Annotated in this window: 13 protein-coding genes; 2 read left to right on the top strand and 11 right to left on the bottom strand. The window is 50.2% G+C overall.

Annotated elements, in window-relative coordinates:
- Positions 1 to 26: 26 nt before the first annotated feature.
- The 6 genes from WBJ53_RS06335 to WBJ53_RS06310 form a co-directional block, all read right to left on the bottom strand.
- Positions 27 to 371, bottom strand: a complete 345-nt coding sequence (locus WBJ53_RS06335; protein ID WP_338875225.1) for a hypothetical protein — start codon at positions 369 to 371, stop codon at positions 27 to 29.
- A 108-nt stretch (positions 372 to 479) separates the two neighbouring features.
- Complete coding sequence (locus tag WBJ53_RS06330; RefSeq protein WP_338875224.1) at positions 480 to 818, bottom strand: hypothetical protein; 339 nt, start codon at positions 816 to 818, stop codon at positions 480 to 482.
- A gap of 85 nt (positions 819 to 903) precedes the next feature.
- Positions 904 to 1,263 (bottom strand): hypothetical protein, encoded by a 360-nt coding sequence (locus WBJ53_RS06325; RefSeq protein WP_338875223.1) that lies wholly within the window; start codon positions 1,261 to 1,263, stop codon positions 904 to 906.
- A gap of 102 nt (positions 1,264 to 1,365) precedes the next feature.
- Positions 1,366 to 1,995: a hypothetical protein gene (locus WBJ53_RS06320; RefSeq protein WP_338875222.1), complete on the bottom strand. Its 630-nt coding sequence runs from the start codon at positions 1,993 to 1,995 to the stop codon at positions 1,366 to 1,368.
- A gap of 32 nt (positions 1,996 to 2,027) precedes the next feature.
- Entirely contained in the window at positions 2,028 to 2,405 is a 378-nt protein-coding gene (locus tag WBJ53_RS06315; RefSeq protein WP_338875221.1) for a hypothetical protein, read from the bottom strand.
- Between the two features lie 28 nt (positions 2,406 to 2,433).
- Complete coding sequence (locus WBJ53_RS06310) at positions 2,434 to 2,775, bottom strand: hypothetical protein (protein ID WP_338875220.1); 342 nt, start codon at positions 2,773 to 2,775, stop codon at positions 2,434 to 2,436.
- Positions 2,776 to 2,879: 104 nt separating this feature from the next.
- Here WBJ53_RS06310 and arfB point away from each other — a divergent pair, with 104 nt between their 5' ends.
- Entirely contained in the window at positions 2,880 to 3,281 is a 402-nt protein-coding gene (gene arfB / locus WBJ53_RS06305; RefSeq protein ID WP_338875219.1) for an alternative ribosome rescue aminoacyl-tRNA hydrolase ArfB, read from the top strand.
- Between the two features lie 100 nt (positions 3,282 to 3,381).
- Here the strand turns inward: arfB and WBJ53_RS06300 are convergent, their stop codons facing one another.
- From WBJ53_RS06300 to WBJ53_RS06280, 5 genes are all read right to left on the bottom strand, one after another.
- Entirely contained in the window at positions 3,382 to 4,074 is a 693-nt protein-coding gene (locus tag WBJ53_RS06300; RefSeq protein ID WP_338875218.1) for a DUF1080 domain-containing protein, read from the bottom strand.
- Between the two features lie 142 nt (positions 4,075 to 4,216).
- Positions 4,217 to 5,293 (bottom strand): hypothetical protein, encoded by a 1,077-nt coding sequence (locus WBJ53_RS06295; RefSeq protein ID WP_338875217.1) that lies wholly within the window; start codon positions 5,291 to 5,293, stop codon positions 4,217 to 4,219.
- 135 nt (positions 5,294 to 5,428) lie between these two features.
- On the bottom strand, positions 5,429 to 8,560 hold the full coding sequence (locus WBJ53_RS06290) for an FAD-linked oxidase C-terminal domain-containing protein (RefSeq protein ID WP_338875216.1): 3,132 nt from the start codon (positions 8,558 to 8,560) through the stop codon (positions 5,429 to 5,431).
- Positions 8,561 to 8,581: 21 nt separating this feature from the next.
- Positions 8,582 to 9,085, bottom strand: a complete 504-nt coding sequence (locus tag WBJ53_RS06285; RefSeq protein WP_338875215.1) for a DUF1648 domain-containing protein — start codon at positions 9,083 to 9,085, stop codon at positions 8,582 to 8,584.
- A gap of 255 nt (positions 9,086 to 9,340) precedes the next feature.
- On the bottom strand, positions 9,341 to 10,384 hold the full coding sequence (locus WBJ53_RS06280; RefSeq protein ID WP_338875214.1) for a hypothetical protein: 1,044 nt from the start codon (positions 10,382 to 10,384) through the stop codon (positions 9,341 to 9,343).
- Positions 10,385 to 11,291: 907 nt separating this feature from the next.
- On the opposite strand from WBJ53_RS06280, the gene WBJ53_RS06275 reads away from it, so the two are divergent.
- Positions 11,292 to 14,537: a SusC/RagA family TonB-linked outer membrane protein gene (locus WBJ53_RS06275; RefSeq protein WP_338875213.1), complete on the top strand. Its 3,246-nt coding sequence runs from the start codon at positions 11,292 to 11,294 to the stop codon at positions 14,535 to 14,537.
- Positions 14,538 to 14,553: the final 16 nt, after the last annotated feature.

Below are 14,553 nucleotides of genomic sequence, written 5' to 3'. Positions count from 1 at the left end.
CTTGTAATCGAATATAGGTGAATTGGCTATAATTTCCCACCAAAACTCCGTAGAATTTTCGATAGGCTTTCTAAACCGCCTGTCCAGACTCCTTCCGAAACTGGTTCTTCGGCTATTTCCTGTGTTTTGTCGGCTAAACTTAGCATCAACTCCCGCACATGCCGATGATCGGGCTGTGGGGCCTGCAATTCATCACGTAACTCATTGAGTTGCCCTTTAATCTGGTCCAGGTTTGGGTCGCCCTCTAACGCCTGTAGCCAACCGTCGATCAGCATAACGCCCTGCGCCTGAGAAATACCACCGTCGCTATCATTTCGAAACGCGCCCAGCGTATCCTCAAGCATTCGCTCTTCCAGTATGTTCGTTCCCATGTGGTTTCGGTTTTCGGTATATCATTTTCGGTATATGGTTTATAGTTGCGCTGCCCAAAAAGAAGGTATGTTCTTATGCTACACAACCATAAACCATCTACCTTTTTTTCACAACTGACTGGCCAGTTTCTGGAGCGCATCGATTACGTGTTCCAACTTGTTAATTGTTGGCGCCTGAAGGTCCGACGCCTGAGTTACCTGCTCAGCATCATCGGCCAGGTCGAGCAGTAGGCCACGAATCCGGTCTATGTCAGGCTTAGAAAATTGCAACAGAGTCTGTAGCTCTTTTAGTTTACCTTCAATCAGCTCGGTACTTTTATTGCCTTCTATAACTTTCAGCCATCCACTAATGAGCTGAACCCCATCGGCGGGTGAAGTTTCAGAACTGTTCCCGGTCAGGTCGATGGTTTGTTCAATCAGACGCTGATCCAATGCATGTGATGCCATGTTTTTTCAGTTTTCCGTTTTCAGCTTAGAGTTTTCAGTGCTTTGCAAGGGTGCTAAACAAGTGAAGCGTTGAAAAATCTAAACGTTAACTAGTTAAAATCTGTCCGGCGAAATTGCGGAGTGCGGTTGACAGCGTTTGTAGGCGCGATTGCAAATCGCCTTCTGCTTTAGGAGTTGCTTTATCGGTCTTATCGGCCAGTTCGTTCAGCAACTGCTGAAGCCGTTTTGGGTTTGGCTGGTCAGACTGTAGTTCATCATGAAGCGCCATAAGTGGCTCCACAAGATCGGTAGTCAGATGATTATTTTTAATCGACGAAAACCAGTCCGTAATGAGCGACATACCTTCCTGGGGCGAAACCGCCTGCCCCTGGTCGAAAGCAGCTACGGTAGCATCGAGCAAGGTAGTTGCCGACGAACCGGTTGTCTGAGAATGTTGATTTGCCATAGTTTTAGCCCTCCAAACTGGAGATGTTTGAATATTGCTATTTAGTAAACCCCTATATCGTCGCTTTGTTTGACCCTCGCTGGGCATTGGTGCTGCCCCTTGCTAATACTGCGAACGCCCACCCGACGAGCCCGTGTCGGTATTGCCGGATTGCGACCGGGTTGCATGATCAGGCATTGTACCACTCGATACCCCCGACGAACGAGTACCAGAGCCGGGGGTATAATCATCGCCCATAGGAACCGTATTTTGTATACTGCCATCATTGCCTATGGTATCGCCCAAAGCCGATGTTCCAACACTACCCGTAGTCGACTCGCCCCCTACCGTACTCGTCATTGGTGCACGCTCACTTTTGCGGGCAGGTGCTGGCGAACCACCAAGCTGCTGGCAGAAATCCTCCAGCGATTCAATTAGCGGAAGCAGCTTGGTTTTCACATCCGACTCGGCTAAACCCGACGTATGTTTCACCTGATTTATCAGGTTTTCGAGAATACCCCGGATGTGCCATCCATTCGGATTACCGCTTTGCAGTTCAGCTTTCAACTCGCTCAGGCCATTGGCCACCGATATGGTATTAGGCTCATTTTCAGTTCGTTTACCATTTCGCAATGTAGTAATCCAGCTATCAATAAGCGAGATACCATCCATTGGCGAAATGCTTGTCACATCGCCATTGAACGCGCCAACAGTGATATCGACAAGGTTAGCAGCATGCTGATTAATTGCCATTTTTTATCTTGGTTTAGGATTAGTAATTCAGATTAAGGTTGGCCGAAGCTTGCAACCTGCCGATGCAGATTTTCCAGCGTTGCAATCAACTGCGAAAGCTCTTCCTGCTCGGCACTGGCTTCGGCTGTTGACGCCACTCGTTTTGTCTGGTCGATCAGTTCCTGCAACAAACTGGCAATTCGCTCATTGTCGGGCCGGTTGTATTTTTGAGCCGTGTGGACCTCCGCTCGCAGGCTTTCGAGCGTGTCGGCAATATCGTCGGTATCGTCGTCGCCCGCTCCATCGAGTCGATTCAGCCACTGGTCAATGATCGACAAACCATCGGTAGCTGTTGTTGCTCCAATACTTCCGTCAAATGTGTTTACGGTTTGCTCAATGAGCGATGCTTGATTTGGGTTCTGCGAAATCATGATATCGTATCGATTAAAGGTCAGTAGGTTAGTTAGCCAGGTTCCGGGCAAAGTCTTTCAGAGCCGTTGACAAGTTCTGCAAGCGTTCTTTATACTCGCCCTGGGCAGCATTGTTTGCCAGATCGATCGTTTCGCCGGAAAGGTCATACAAGATCCGCTCAACATCCCGAATGTTATTCCCGTTGATTGCATCACGTAGCTTTTCGAGCGGCTCGGCAACCCATTGTGTACTCACGTTCGAGCGCACAACTCCAATCCATTCCTGAATCAGATTGACCCCTGTATCGGGCGTTGTGGCAGGAGCACTACCCCCTAATGCCGCCAGAGTATCGTCGAGCATGGTATCAATTTTTTGATCATGATGTGCCATAACGTTGAATCAATTAGTTTTGACAAAAAGAACCGATCCATTCCGGTATTGTTCGGCCAATCGGCATTTTTCCACACAAAGTCTACTAAAAGAATCGATTAAAAATGGATGCAATTCGCCTGCAACCCGACATCCGCTATCAGTTTGCCCGAAGCGGGGGCGCGGGTGGTCAGAACGTTAATAAAGTATCGACTAAAGCCGAATTGCGCTTCAATGTTCGGCATTCGGCCTTGCTGACCGATGAGGAACGAGCCATTCTGGAAGAAAAACTGGCCAATAAACTCACTACCGATGGTGAGCTGGTGCTGACGCATCAAACCGAGCGAACGCAGTTGGCCAATAAGGAGAAAGTAACGAAGAAATTTTATCGCCTGATTGAGAAAGCGTTTGAGAAACCGAAACCCCGCAAGGCAACCAAACCCTCAAAAGCTTCGGTCGATGAACGAATTGCGGAGAAGAAACGAAAAGGCGATGTGAAAACAGCCCGCAAACGGGTAGATTATTAGAGATAGGCTCGTCCGTGATTGTATCGCGGACGAACCAGTTGTCTCAAAAAAGCGATGCCACGGTTCTGAACCGTGGCATCGCTAATGATAATTGATCAATCTACAATTCCCGAATCTGAATATTGCGGTACCAGACTTTTTCTTTCGGGCTATGGTTTTGCAGGGCTATTTTACCTTTGGCGTGTGGCGTTGCATAGGGCCAGTTAGCAAATTTACTCTTGGCAACCAGTTGTTTCCAGTTGTCGGAACCGTATTCATACGCAACCATTTTTTTGCCATTCAGATAATGTTCAACATGATTGTTGTTGACCACAATTCGGCCTTTGTTCCACTCGCCGGGTGCTTTTGCCGCGTCCATATCAGCCGGAGGAATCATATCATAGTTAGCACCAGTTAACTGGGTATCTTTCAACTTGTAAGGCTTTCCATCGCCATCCAGGTAGCCCTTGTCGTCGATGACCTGATATTCAGGGCCCGACATATAGGTTGATTTAATATCGGGGCTGTCAATAATTTTATAGACAACACCACTATTGCTGCCTTTCGGAATTTTGAACTCGAATTCGAGCTCGAAATTTTCATACTCCTTGTCGGTCACCAGGTCGCCACCTGTACCGTCGGGTGTCAGGGCTCCGTCTTCAATATTCCAGCCAACCACACCGTCTTTATGGTAACTGTGCCAGCCTTTAATTTCTTTTCCGTTGAAAAGAGATGTCCACTTTGGTTTTTTAGCCGGAGGTGTTGCTGCCACCAGTGCACTCAGCAGCAGGCAGGGAATTAGTAAGTTTTTCATGGGCTTCATACGATTTAGCGGTTAAAAGTAGAAAAAAACTAACGCGGGTGGAAACCCGCACTTCATATACCTGTTTCCAGTGCATATAAAGTACAGATTCCTACCCGCGCTACTTAGTCTAACTTGTTAACTCAAAAGCGTATTAACTCGCCATATCACGAGCCGCTTCGGGGTCGTTGTATTTTCGGTCGAGGCCTTCTGTTGATTTCTGATCCGAACGATCTGTCCCCGAGATCATATCCTGTGCTGTTACGCTACTTTCGTCCAGCATTTCGCGCGGCATCTTCTGAGTTTCTTTTTTCTCTTCGGGACGTTCACCGGGCTGATATACATCGGCATCCTTGGCATTAACATCATACGGGTGAGCCGAATCACCGGTATCGGGCATTTCGTCCATACCTTCATCGTCGGGCCCACTCGACAATCCTTCGTACTGATTTCCCGGAATGGCTTCGCCGGGTTCTACATCGTTCTCATCAATCAACCCCGATAGTTCTGCCGTGTAAGTCAGAAAATTGGCTGATGCCAGATGATGATAGGCATGGCTCCGGTTCGCATTAACTTCATGCGATCGGTCGGGCTGGTCGGGCTCCTGAATTTCGGGCTGCGCTGGTTTTGGTGTTCCGGGCAGATCCGGTATTTCGGGACCGGGTGCTGGCGGAACCGGCGGTGTTTCCGGAATGCCGGGCACAGGCTGCGTAGGGTCAGGCGATGGTGGCGTTGTAGGAACGGAGTTCAGCAAGGCAGGTTCTGCGATGCCGACTGGTACCATAAACGCGTCGAAAGAACCAGTTGGCGTAGTGTCAGAGCCTTTTTCGGTCCGATCAGTTGGTTCATTTTCCGAAGGCAATCCGGTATTCACCGAATCGCCCGCGTCGGGATTACCCGTCAGTTCAGCTTCGGCAATTGGGTCATTCGGAATATTGCGCTCATCAATCACATCGCCAATGTGCAAAGCTGCGTCTGAGTTTTCGTAGGTTTTCGACCGCTGCTGGTCGCCCTGCAAACTCCGCTCTTCATCGCTGCTATAGCGATTTCGGAGCTGTTCGTCCATAACATCGTCTTCGGTATCACCAATGGGCGTCAACTTACCGTCCACGAGCTTTACCATATTTGTTTCGCCCTGTTCGGTACCGAACATCGCTTCAGCATTTTCGTTAGAAACAAGATTGGCCTGTTGTGCGCCATCGCTAAGGGCTGATGAATTTGAATTCTCCATGACTATAGGTGAATGTTTTTGGTCTATGGAAAACTACCGGGAACGCAAAAGGTTTAGGAATGCGGGGGACTTCGTGCGGGGATAGCAGGGATGGCGGGGAAGTGCTCTCCCTGCTACCCCCGCCCCCCTGCGAAGTTAGACCAGCGCATCGAACAAAATTTCGGCGGGGTGTTTTGCTTTGCGGCCCGTTCCGTCTTTGATCTGATGGCGGCAACTGGTCCCGGCCGCCGAAATAATTGCGTCTTCGGCCTGCCGCACCGCCGGAAACAGCACCAATTCACCAACCTGCATCGACAGCTCATAATGCTCGGTTTCGTAGCCAAACGAACCGGCCATACCACAACAGCCCGACGGAATAAGCTGAACCTGATAGTTGGCCGGAAGTGACAATACTTTTTTTACCGGTACCATCGACGACAACGCCTTCTGATGGCAGTGTCCGTGAATTTTCACCTGCCGGGCTTCGGTCGTAAACAGACTCCGGTCGATCCGCTTCTGATCGGCTTCGCGAGCCAGCCACTCTTCAAACAAAAACACATGCTGGGCAAGCCGCTGGGCATCGGCTTTCAGTTCGGCTGGAACCAAATCAGGGTATTCGTCGCGAAAAGTCAATATAGCCGATGGTTCCAGACCAATCAATGGCGTTTGGTCGGTGACGAGGTCTTTCAGCATGGTCACATTTTTGATGGCTATCTGCCGAGCCTCATCGACCAACCCTTTCGACAGATAGGTACGGCCACTTTCAACATGATCAGGAATGGTGACCGAATAGCCTAACCGCTCCAGCAACTGAATGGCCTTCTGCCCAACTTCCACGTCGTTGTAGTTCGTGAATTCGTCGCAGAAGAGCCAGATGTTTCGCGCGGGGGGCGTTGCGCGGGGAGCGTTGCCCAGGGTGTTCAGAGAATTTCTCTCCGCGCCATCCCCCGCCATTCCCCGCGCAACGCTCCCTGCGCGAAGCCCCCCACCCTTCGCGCTTCGCGCTTTTGCCCACGCCTTCAACGTCACACTGGCCAGCTCAGGCATTGTACGGTTGGGGTGGAAACCAACCGCTTTATTGGCAATACGTCGGAGCGATGGGGTAGTGTAAATGGCATTGTAGGCCCAAGGAGCCAGACTGGCCAACGACATCAGCCGGGTAAAATTGCCGACCAATTTCGCGCGCATGGGAACGCCGTGTTCATGATAATACTGCTGCGTAAATTCGGCTTTCATCCGGCCCATATCGACACTCGATGGGCATTCGGCCTTACAACCTTTGCACGACAGACATAAGTCGAGAATTTCTTTGGCCGCCTGATAATCGAGGTCCGACGGTTTTTGCATGTTGCTGTAAAAGTGCCGGAGAATGTTGGCTCGTGCCCGTGTTGTGTCGCGCTCCCGACGGGTAGCCATATAGCTCGGGCACATGGTCCCGCCCGAAATAGCTGTTTTGCGGCAATCGCCGGAGCCCGAGCATTTTTCGGCCAGTTCCAGCAACCCACCGTCTTTCGAGAAATCAAAAACCGTTTTGGGCTGTGGAATTACCACATCGGCTTCCGACCGCAGCGATTCGTTCATGGGTGGCGTATCGACAACTTTACCGGGGTTGAACGTATTATGCGGGTCCCAAAGGGCCTTCACATCTTTGCATAGCTGGTAGTTTTCCGGGCCCAGCATAAACGCAATACATTCGCCCCGCAACCGTCCATCGCCGTGTTCGCCCGAGAGCGAGCCACCGTATTTTTTGACAAGTTGGGCCGTATCCATCAGCAACGCCCGAAACCGGGCACGCCCCTCCGACGATTTCAGGTTGATCAGCGGCAGTACGTGAATTTCGCCAGCACCCGCGTGGGCTGAATATTCCAGTTTAAGACCATGATTTTCCCAGGCCATCCTGTCCAGTTCATCGATGTAGTTGGGGAGGTCTTCCACATCCACGGCCGTATCTTCGATTACGTTGGCTGGTTTTTCGTCGCCGGGAATGTTGTACATAATACTCAGTCCTGCTTTCCGCAGTGCCCACGGTTTTTTCGTTTCTTCATCGAACAGCACCGGATAGGCATAGCCCAATTTTTTCGCGTTCAGTTCATCGACAAAAGCTTGTGCTTTCTGCGCTACGCCATCTACCGTATCATCGAAAAACTCAACCATCAGAATCGCCTTTGGGTCGCCCTCCACAAAGGTGCGGTTCTTCATTTGTTCGATGTTGGTTTTGGTCAGTTGCAGAATATAATCATCGACCAGTTCCGATGCGTAACAGTGATGCGCCAACGCCACCAGATTAGCTTCCAGCGACTGCCGAATGGTCGTAAAATGCGCGCACACCAGCGCCGTTTCTTTCGGCGGCAACGGCAACAGATTCAGTTTGGCTTCGGTAATAAAGCAAAGCGTCCCCTCCGACCCCGCGATGAGGTTGGCGAAGTTGAAATGGTGGGGAATAGCGGGGGGTAACGGGGCTACACTATCCCCCCGCCCCCCCCTGCTCTCCCCGCCATTCCCCGCGCGAAGCTCCCCGCCCTCTGCCCCCTGTGCAAAGCCCCCCGCCAGCGCATCGAGCGCATAGCCTGTGTTCCGGCGTTTGACGGTGAGCTTGGGATAGCCTTCCTGGATGTGCTGCTGAATGGTTTCGTTGGATAGCCAGTCGCGGAACTGGGTATAGAGTCGTTGTTCGAGCGGACTGGCAACATTTTCGCCCCGGCACTTTGCGTCGAATTGCTCCGGTGTAAGTGACCCGAAAGTCACTTCGGCACCGTCGCTCAGTACGGCCCGAACTTCGAGCAGATGGTCGCGCGTGGTACCCCACACAATCGAATGCAACCCGCAGGAGTTGTTACCAATCATACCCCCGATCATGGCCCGGCTGGCGGTTGAGGTTTCGGGGCCGAACAATAGGCCGTAAGGCTTTAGGTGAGCATTCAGATCGTCGCGGATAACGCCCGGCTGTAGCCGAACCCATTGTTCATTGGCATTGACCTCCAGTATTTGTCCAAAGTACTTCGAAATATCGACCACAATACCGCTTCCTACAACCTGCCCGGCCAGCGATGTTCCGGCCGCCCGTGGAATAAGACCCAGACCGTGCTGCTGCGCAAACCGAAGTAACCGCTTAATGTCGGTAACGGTTTTGGGCAAGGCAACAGCAATGGGCATCTCCTGATAGACTGATGCATCGGTTGCGTAGAGCACCCGCTGTGCGGTGTGTTCGGGCGATTCATCGAAGTAAAGATCTCCCTCAAAATCGGGGAGCAACGTGGCGAAGGGCGGTTTATGAGGAAGACGAAACATAACGGTACTAGAAGAAACGGTTTAGTGGTCTGACGACAAGCGATAAGCCCGAACTAAACCAACCAGAATACAACTAAAAATCAGGATGATAAACAGAAACGAAGGCCACAAAAAAATGCTCTTTTTATGATACATACCCACCCAGAGTATCTGTCCAATCATAACGAAAAACAAGGCAGCTACAATAACCCGAAGCGTTGCCAGTAGGTGATCGAAATTCAGCCGTTGCCTGACAACATTGTCGAGCGAACGTGGTCCCGGAAAATGCATCAGCTCGGGCGGGGTATTTCGGATTACCCATAGAAGACCTACGGCGATTACTCCTACCAAAGCCAGTACCAGCAACGTGGAGGGGCTCCCCCAGCGATTGGCCTGACCCGCTGCGTTAAAGTGAATAGGAATTGGACCCGACAATTGCATTGTCCCGAAAATGGCCAGACCTACCATGCACATCAGAAGAAAAACGGTCAGTCGGTTCGCATTACGCTCGTAGGTGCTCATAGCGCTATCCTGTAAAGGAGTCATTGGTCATTAGTGTATTCTTTCCCAATGACTCCTGACCAATGACTAATTCAGGGATAAAGATACGAAAACGGTAGCGCTTTGTGGAAATGGGTGTTAAAAGCCGCTACCACATTCTTCGATGAGGCAATCACCGACAAATATAGTCTCTAACAACTCGCTCATTTTCTGTAAACAGGAAAGGCCCGCCAGTTCTTTGGCGAGCCTTCAACCGTATCATTGAACAAGATGAAGCGGGCCGTTTCGGCCCCATACTATTTACTGATTCACATAAACGCTACCACTACTGGCCGAAAGCGTTACGGGAATGCCGCCACCATTGAGCGTACCTCTAATCCGGTCTTTGTCGGTATCGCCACTGAAGTTGTTCAGCGGAATTTTGATGTGATTACCACTCAGGTTCAGCGTCAGCCCTTTGTCGAGTGGCATTTTTACACGAACACTTCCGGCACTGGTCGATAACCGAACGTATTCGCCCAGTTTGGCAATGCTCACGTCAACTCCGCCCGCACTGGTGCTGGCATCGATGCTCCCGGCTACATTCGCGAGCCGTACCGAACCGCCCGACGTACCGGCTTTGATTTCGCCCTCAATATCCTCGCCGTTTACGCTGCCACCACTGGTTTGGGCATCAATGGTGCCTTTTACATCCGACAACCGAATGCTGCCGCCCGAGGTATGCAACCGCATTTTGCCCGTCGATTCTTTGGCTTCGATGGAGCCGCCTGAGGTTTGCAGGTCAATATCTTTCCGGCAACGGTCCATATGAATCGACCCGCCCGAGGTTTGTCCGTCGATGTCGCCTTCCAGATCGCTTATATTCAGGCTACCGCCACTGGTCCGAAATTTCTGCGTGCCAGTAAGCGATGCCATATGAATGGAGCCACCCGATGTGCGCAGATCCGTCGATACATTACGGGGTGTGTAGAATTTAAAGCTAATGCTCAGACCGCGTTTCCAGTCGTTGTTTTTCCGTTTGGCGGTGGCCACAATCGTACTGCCTTCCTGCGCAATTGTGATATCGTAGTCCTTCAACCGTTCGGCAATTTCGTCTTTGCTTAGTTTGTCGTTCCAGTTGTTGGCCCGTACATACATTTCGACTTTAGCATTCATGTCGGTGCCGCCTTCAACGGTCAGGCTACCGCCCGAGGTTTCGGCCCGAACTGCGTTTATTTTTCCAGAAAAGGTTTTAACCTGATACGGGGTATCGCCATTGTCGTTTAGGTTCCCTGCGCTGGTCAGGGTTATCAGCGCAAACGTGCCTGCGCTTAGAAGGGTAAGTAGAAACTGTGTGCGTTTCATATGGTTTTGTCTGTTTATGTACCAAAGATGCAGGAAGCACCAGAAAGGTTGCATGAGCCGATTTATGTTCGAATCAAAAGCGTTCGGCCCTGTTCAGGCAACTACCGACAATCTCCGTGCCACTCAATATAACTCACAGAAAATCAATAACTTAATCAACAAAGCTAACTAACCCCTGTCCGCCACCGGACACCAGGCCGTTCGATGACGGACAAATCTTGTATCTATTCTCCAGCATAAGAAACTAAATATTACTATTCCGATAATACAGTAGCCATTTAAGGCCTGCTGGCTCTTATACTTTTGGCTGATTGAAATGATGCGGATTGCTTCTTTTGTTTCTGAATCAACGTTTTAGTCTGATTTATGCAACGCTAAGCCTATCAACTCCGGCACAAAGTTATTCTGATGCAATTGGCAGGCTAAATCAGCCGAAAAACCCTATACAATCTCCTATTAACTCTACTTAGGCGTTGCTTTCCCAGAAGCTATATGGCCTTCATAACTAGTGAAAATTAATCATAAACACTGATTTTGCAGAGTTCTGAACTAGCTACAAATGGGCTTGCAATAAAAAAATAGAATTATATTTTAAGAATTACAATTATTAATATAAATAATCTCTAAAAATTGATTTTATTCAATATTATATCTTGACATTTTATTTTTATCAATACTATATTTGGATTAAAACAAAATTAAATTCGTTTACTATCCCTGTTAATTCCTCTTTTGTCGACCGGTTGTCTGGTCTGTCGGTCTTAGTAACTTTTTACTAGTCCCGTTAGCTTTTCTTTTCTATCCACTCCATCCTATATCGGGGAATCGGGCCATCGTCCGCTACCTGAACGTGTTCGCGTGCGTAATCCAGTTTTCCTTTTTTATAACCGCCCAAAAGCTTAATGAGATGCGAAACAGAAGTTTACCCGTAATGCTGTTCTTCCTGCTGTATCTGCCCGTCCAGCTCCTGGCACAGAGCCGGATCATCAAAGGGATTGTTACGTCGGGAGATGACAATTCGCCGACACCGGGTGTCAATGTCGTGGTGAAAGGTACCGTCATTGGGGTGTCGACCAACGCTGAAGGTGCTTATACGATCTCGGTTCCCGAAAATCAGGCCAAAAATGGTGTGTTGATTTTCTCATTCATTGGCATGAAAACCGCAGAGGTACCCATCGGCAGTAAAACGTCGATCTCGGTAAGCCTTGAGCACGATGCTACCTCACTCGACGAAGTTATTGTTAGTGCGCTGGGATTTAAAGAAAATGCCGACAAACTCGGGTCAACCGCTGCCAAAATCGAAGCCAAAGACATTGTTCGGTCGGGCGAAACGGGTGTCATCAACGGCATGTCGGGCAAAGCGGCTGGAGTACAGATTACTCGTTCGGCCGGCGATCCGGGTGCAGGCTCGTATATCCAGATTCGGGGCCAGAACACCATTACAGGCTCAAACCAGCCACTGGTCATTGTAGATGGGATTCCGATCAGTAACTCGACACTCGGCGATGGGGCTGCTGGCGTAACCCAGCAATCGCGTCTGAACGATATCAACCCCGACGACATTGCGTCGATGCAGATTTTGAAAGGAGCTTCGGCCGCTGCGCTGTGGGGTTCGCGGGCGGCCAATGGCGTAATTGTGATTACGACCAAAAAAGGAGCCAACAGCGACAAGGTCAATATTTCGTATAGCTCTACCGTTTCGTTCGACAAGCCGAACATGCTCCATCCGCTGCAAAGCAACTATGGACAGGGTTCCGACGGTGTCTACAGCCCAACCAGTGCATTTACCTGGGGCGACAAAATTGCAAACCGGGCTGGTGGCGACGACGCAGTGAATATGAATGGCGCTCGTTTTGAAGCGTACAATGGCAAAACGTTTTATCCAATTATCACTAAAAATTCGAAAGAGACATTCAACGATGCCCGCCGGGATATGGTGTTCCGCACGGGTACCTACATCGACAATAACCTGGCCATCAGTGGTGGTAATGAAAAAGGAAATTTTTACCTCAGCGTAGGTGATCTGCGTCAGAAGGGCATCATCAACGGACAAAGCGACTACAACCGGACAACCGTACGGTTCAATTCGGAGCGTCGGTTCAACGACATCATCAAAGCCACCACCAACGCTACCTACGCCCGCACAACCTCCAACCGGATTCAGCGCAGTAACAGCGTAAACGGTCTTTACATCGGTATGCTGCGTACTTCGCCGGATTTCGATAGCCGCTACTATAAGGGTAATTATTTTTCGTCGCCAACGGCCAGTGCCATTCCAAACCGCCAACGGGCTTATCGGAACTACCTGGGTGCCTTAGCGAACCCAATTTATAATGATCCGATGTGGGCGATTCACGAGCTAACCAATTTCTCGGAAGTCGATCGTTTTATTCTTAGCTCCGAACTGTTGATTACGCCTTCGAAATGGTTCGATGTTACGGTTCGTGGTGGTATCGATGCTAACACCGACCACCGCATCACAAATTACCCCGTGAACTCGGCATCAAACAGTGGTCTGGGTACCTATAACGAAGAGATTTATAAAGAGTCGGAAATGAACGGCGATATTATTGGCCGGGCTTTCAAAGATTTCGGAAAAAACATCACCAGCACGCTGATTGTAGGGTTCAATATTAACGACCGCAAATACCTGAATCTGGGGGGCAACATGAATACGTTCATCATTGCCGATGCGCCAGCCAACTTCGGCAATTCGCTCACGTCGAACGATGCTCCTTATCGCACAACCACCCACCGTCGAATGGCTCGTATGTACTCGACCCTGAATCTGGGTTTCTTCAATCAGGTTTTCCTGAATGCATCGGTGGCTGGCGAAGCGGGTTCTACGTTTGGTAGTCAGACCAAGTCGACGTTCTACTACCCATCGGCCGACATTGCGTGGCAGTTTACGCAACTACCTACCCTGCGCGAAAGCAGCCTTCTGTCGTTTGGTAAGCTGCGTGCTTCATATGGGGTTGTGGGTGTGCAGCCCGATGCCTACCGAAACACAACGACCTACGTAACGGCTTCGTTTGCCAGTTGGGCTAACCCACTCAGCGGGTCGGGTTATGGCAATGGAGCCTACGTACGAAGCAGCCGCCAGGGCGATCCGTACCTGCGTCCCGAGCGGAAAACCGAATGGGAACTGGGCACCGATCTGCGCTTTTTCAACAACCGTCTGACAGCGGGGTTCACCTATTACCAAAATAGAATCAACGACCTCCTGCTCGACGTTGCTGCCGCAGGCTCTACCGGTTTTACGTCTAAATACACGAACGCCGGATCGATGGAAAACAAGGGCTGGGAACTGGAGATGAATTACAATCTTCTGAGCAAAAAAGACTTTACCTGGAACATACTGGGCAACCTGAGCGGTAACGTAAACCGGGTCACGAACCTTGCCGGAACCGACATTATTACGCTGGGTGGTTTTAGCAGTACGGCCAGTACGGTAGCGAAAGTTGGCTACGCCATGTCGTCGCTCTATGGGGGGGTATACCAGCGCACCGAAACCGGGTCGCTCCAGTTAAATGCCAATGGTTTCCCACAAATTGCGTCCCAGTTTGGCGTAATCGGCAATCCGAACCCTAACTACCGCGGTGGTTTTGGCACGAACCTTTCCTACAAAAAAGTTTCGCTGAACATTCTGTTCGAAACGTTTCAGGGCGGTGATTTCTATACCGGAACAAAGGGCGTGCTGTATTACTTCGGTACACATGCCGACGTAGGTAATGAGGTAACGTTGACGCAGGATCTGAAAAACTACGCCGGTAAAACCATTACGGCGGGTTCAACCGTACGCGGTGCCATCAAAGATTTCGGAGCAGGACCAGTATTGCTCGATCAGTCGTATTACACGTCAATTGGTGGCGGTTTCAGTACGTTGGTCGAGCAGTTTATTCAGGATGCAAGCTGGACCCGGCTACGGGAGGTTTCGGTAGGATACGTTATTAACTCACCGAAATTCCGTCAGAAAAGCCGGTTGCAATCGATCGATATACGCGTAACGGGTCGGAACCCGATCCTATGGACCAAAATGGTTGGCATTGACCCCGAAACGGCACTCAACGGAGCCAGCAACTCACGCGGTCAGGACTATTTCAACAGTCCGAACACCAAATCGCTGCTTTTCAGCCTCAAAATCACCTACTAGTCCTTAAAGAAGCCTC

It is taken from the genome of Spirosoma sp. SC4-14, assembly GCF_037201965.1.
Classification (GTDB): domain Bacteria; phylum Bacteroidota; class Bacteroidia; order Cytophagales; family Spirosomataceae; genus Spirosoma.
The sequence above is the reverse complement of the archived record's forward strand: the minus strand, read 5'-3'. Positions and strand labels throughout refer to the sequence as shown.

Coding starts and splice junctions, on each gene's coding strand:
- WBJ53_RS06335 (WP_338875225.1), bottom strand. CDS start 371: ATGGGAACGAACATACTGGAAGAGCGAATGCTTGAGGATACGCTGGGC.
- WBJ53_RS06330 (WP_338875224.1), bottom strand. CDS start 818: ATGGCATCACATGCATTGGATCAGCGTCTGATTGAACAAACCATCGAC.
- WBJ53_RS06325 (WP_338875223.1), bottom strand. CDS start 1,263: ATGGCAAATCAACATTCTCAGACAACCGGTTCGTCGGCAACTACCTTG.
- WBJ53_RS06320 (WP_338875222.1), bottom strand. CDS start 1,995: ATGGCAATTAATCAGCATGCTGCTAACCTTGTCGATATCACTGTTGGC.
- WBJ53_RS06315 (WP_338875221.1), bottom strand. CDS start 2,405: ATGATTTCGCAGAACCCAAATCAAGCATCGCTCATTGAGCAAACCGTA.
- WBJ53_RS06310 (WP_338875220.1), bottom strand. CDS start 2,775: ATGGCACATCATGATCAAAAAATTGATACCATGCTCGACGATACTCTG.
- arfB (WP_338875219.1), top strand. CDS start 2,880: ATGGATGCAATTCGCCTGCAACCCGACATCCGCTATCAGTTTGCCCGA.
- WBJ53_RS06300 (WP_338875218.1), bottom strand. CDS start 4,074: ATGAAAAACTTACTAATTCCCTGCCTGCTGCTGAGTGCACTGGTGGCA.
- WBJ53_RS06295 (WP_338875217.1), bottom strand. CDS start 5,293: ATGGAGAATTCAAATTCATCAGCCCTTAGCGATGGCGCACAACAGGCC.
- WBJ53_RS06290 (WP_338875216.1), bottom strand. CDS start 8,560: ATGTTTCGTCTTCCTCATAAACCGCCCTTCGCCACGTTGCTCCCCGAT.
- WBJ53_RS06285 (WP_338875215.1), bottom strand. CDS start 9,085: ATGACTCCTTTACAGGATAGCGCTATGAGCACCTACGAGCGTAATGCG.
- WBJ53_RS06280 (WP_338875214.1), bottom strand. CDS start 10,384: ATGAAACGCACACAGTTTCTACTTACCCTTCTAAGCGCAGGCACGTTT.
- WBJ53_RS06275 (WP_338875213.1), top strand. CDS start 11,292: ATGCGAAACAGAAGTTTACCCGTAATGCTGTTCTTCCTGCTGTATCTG.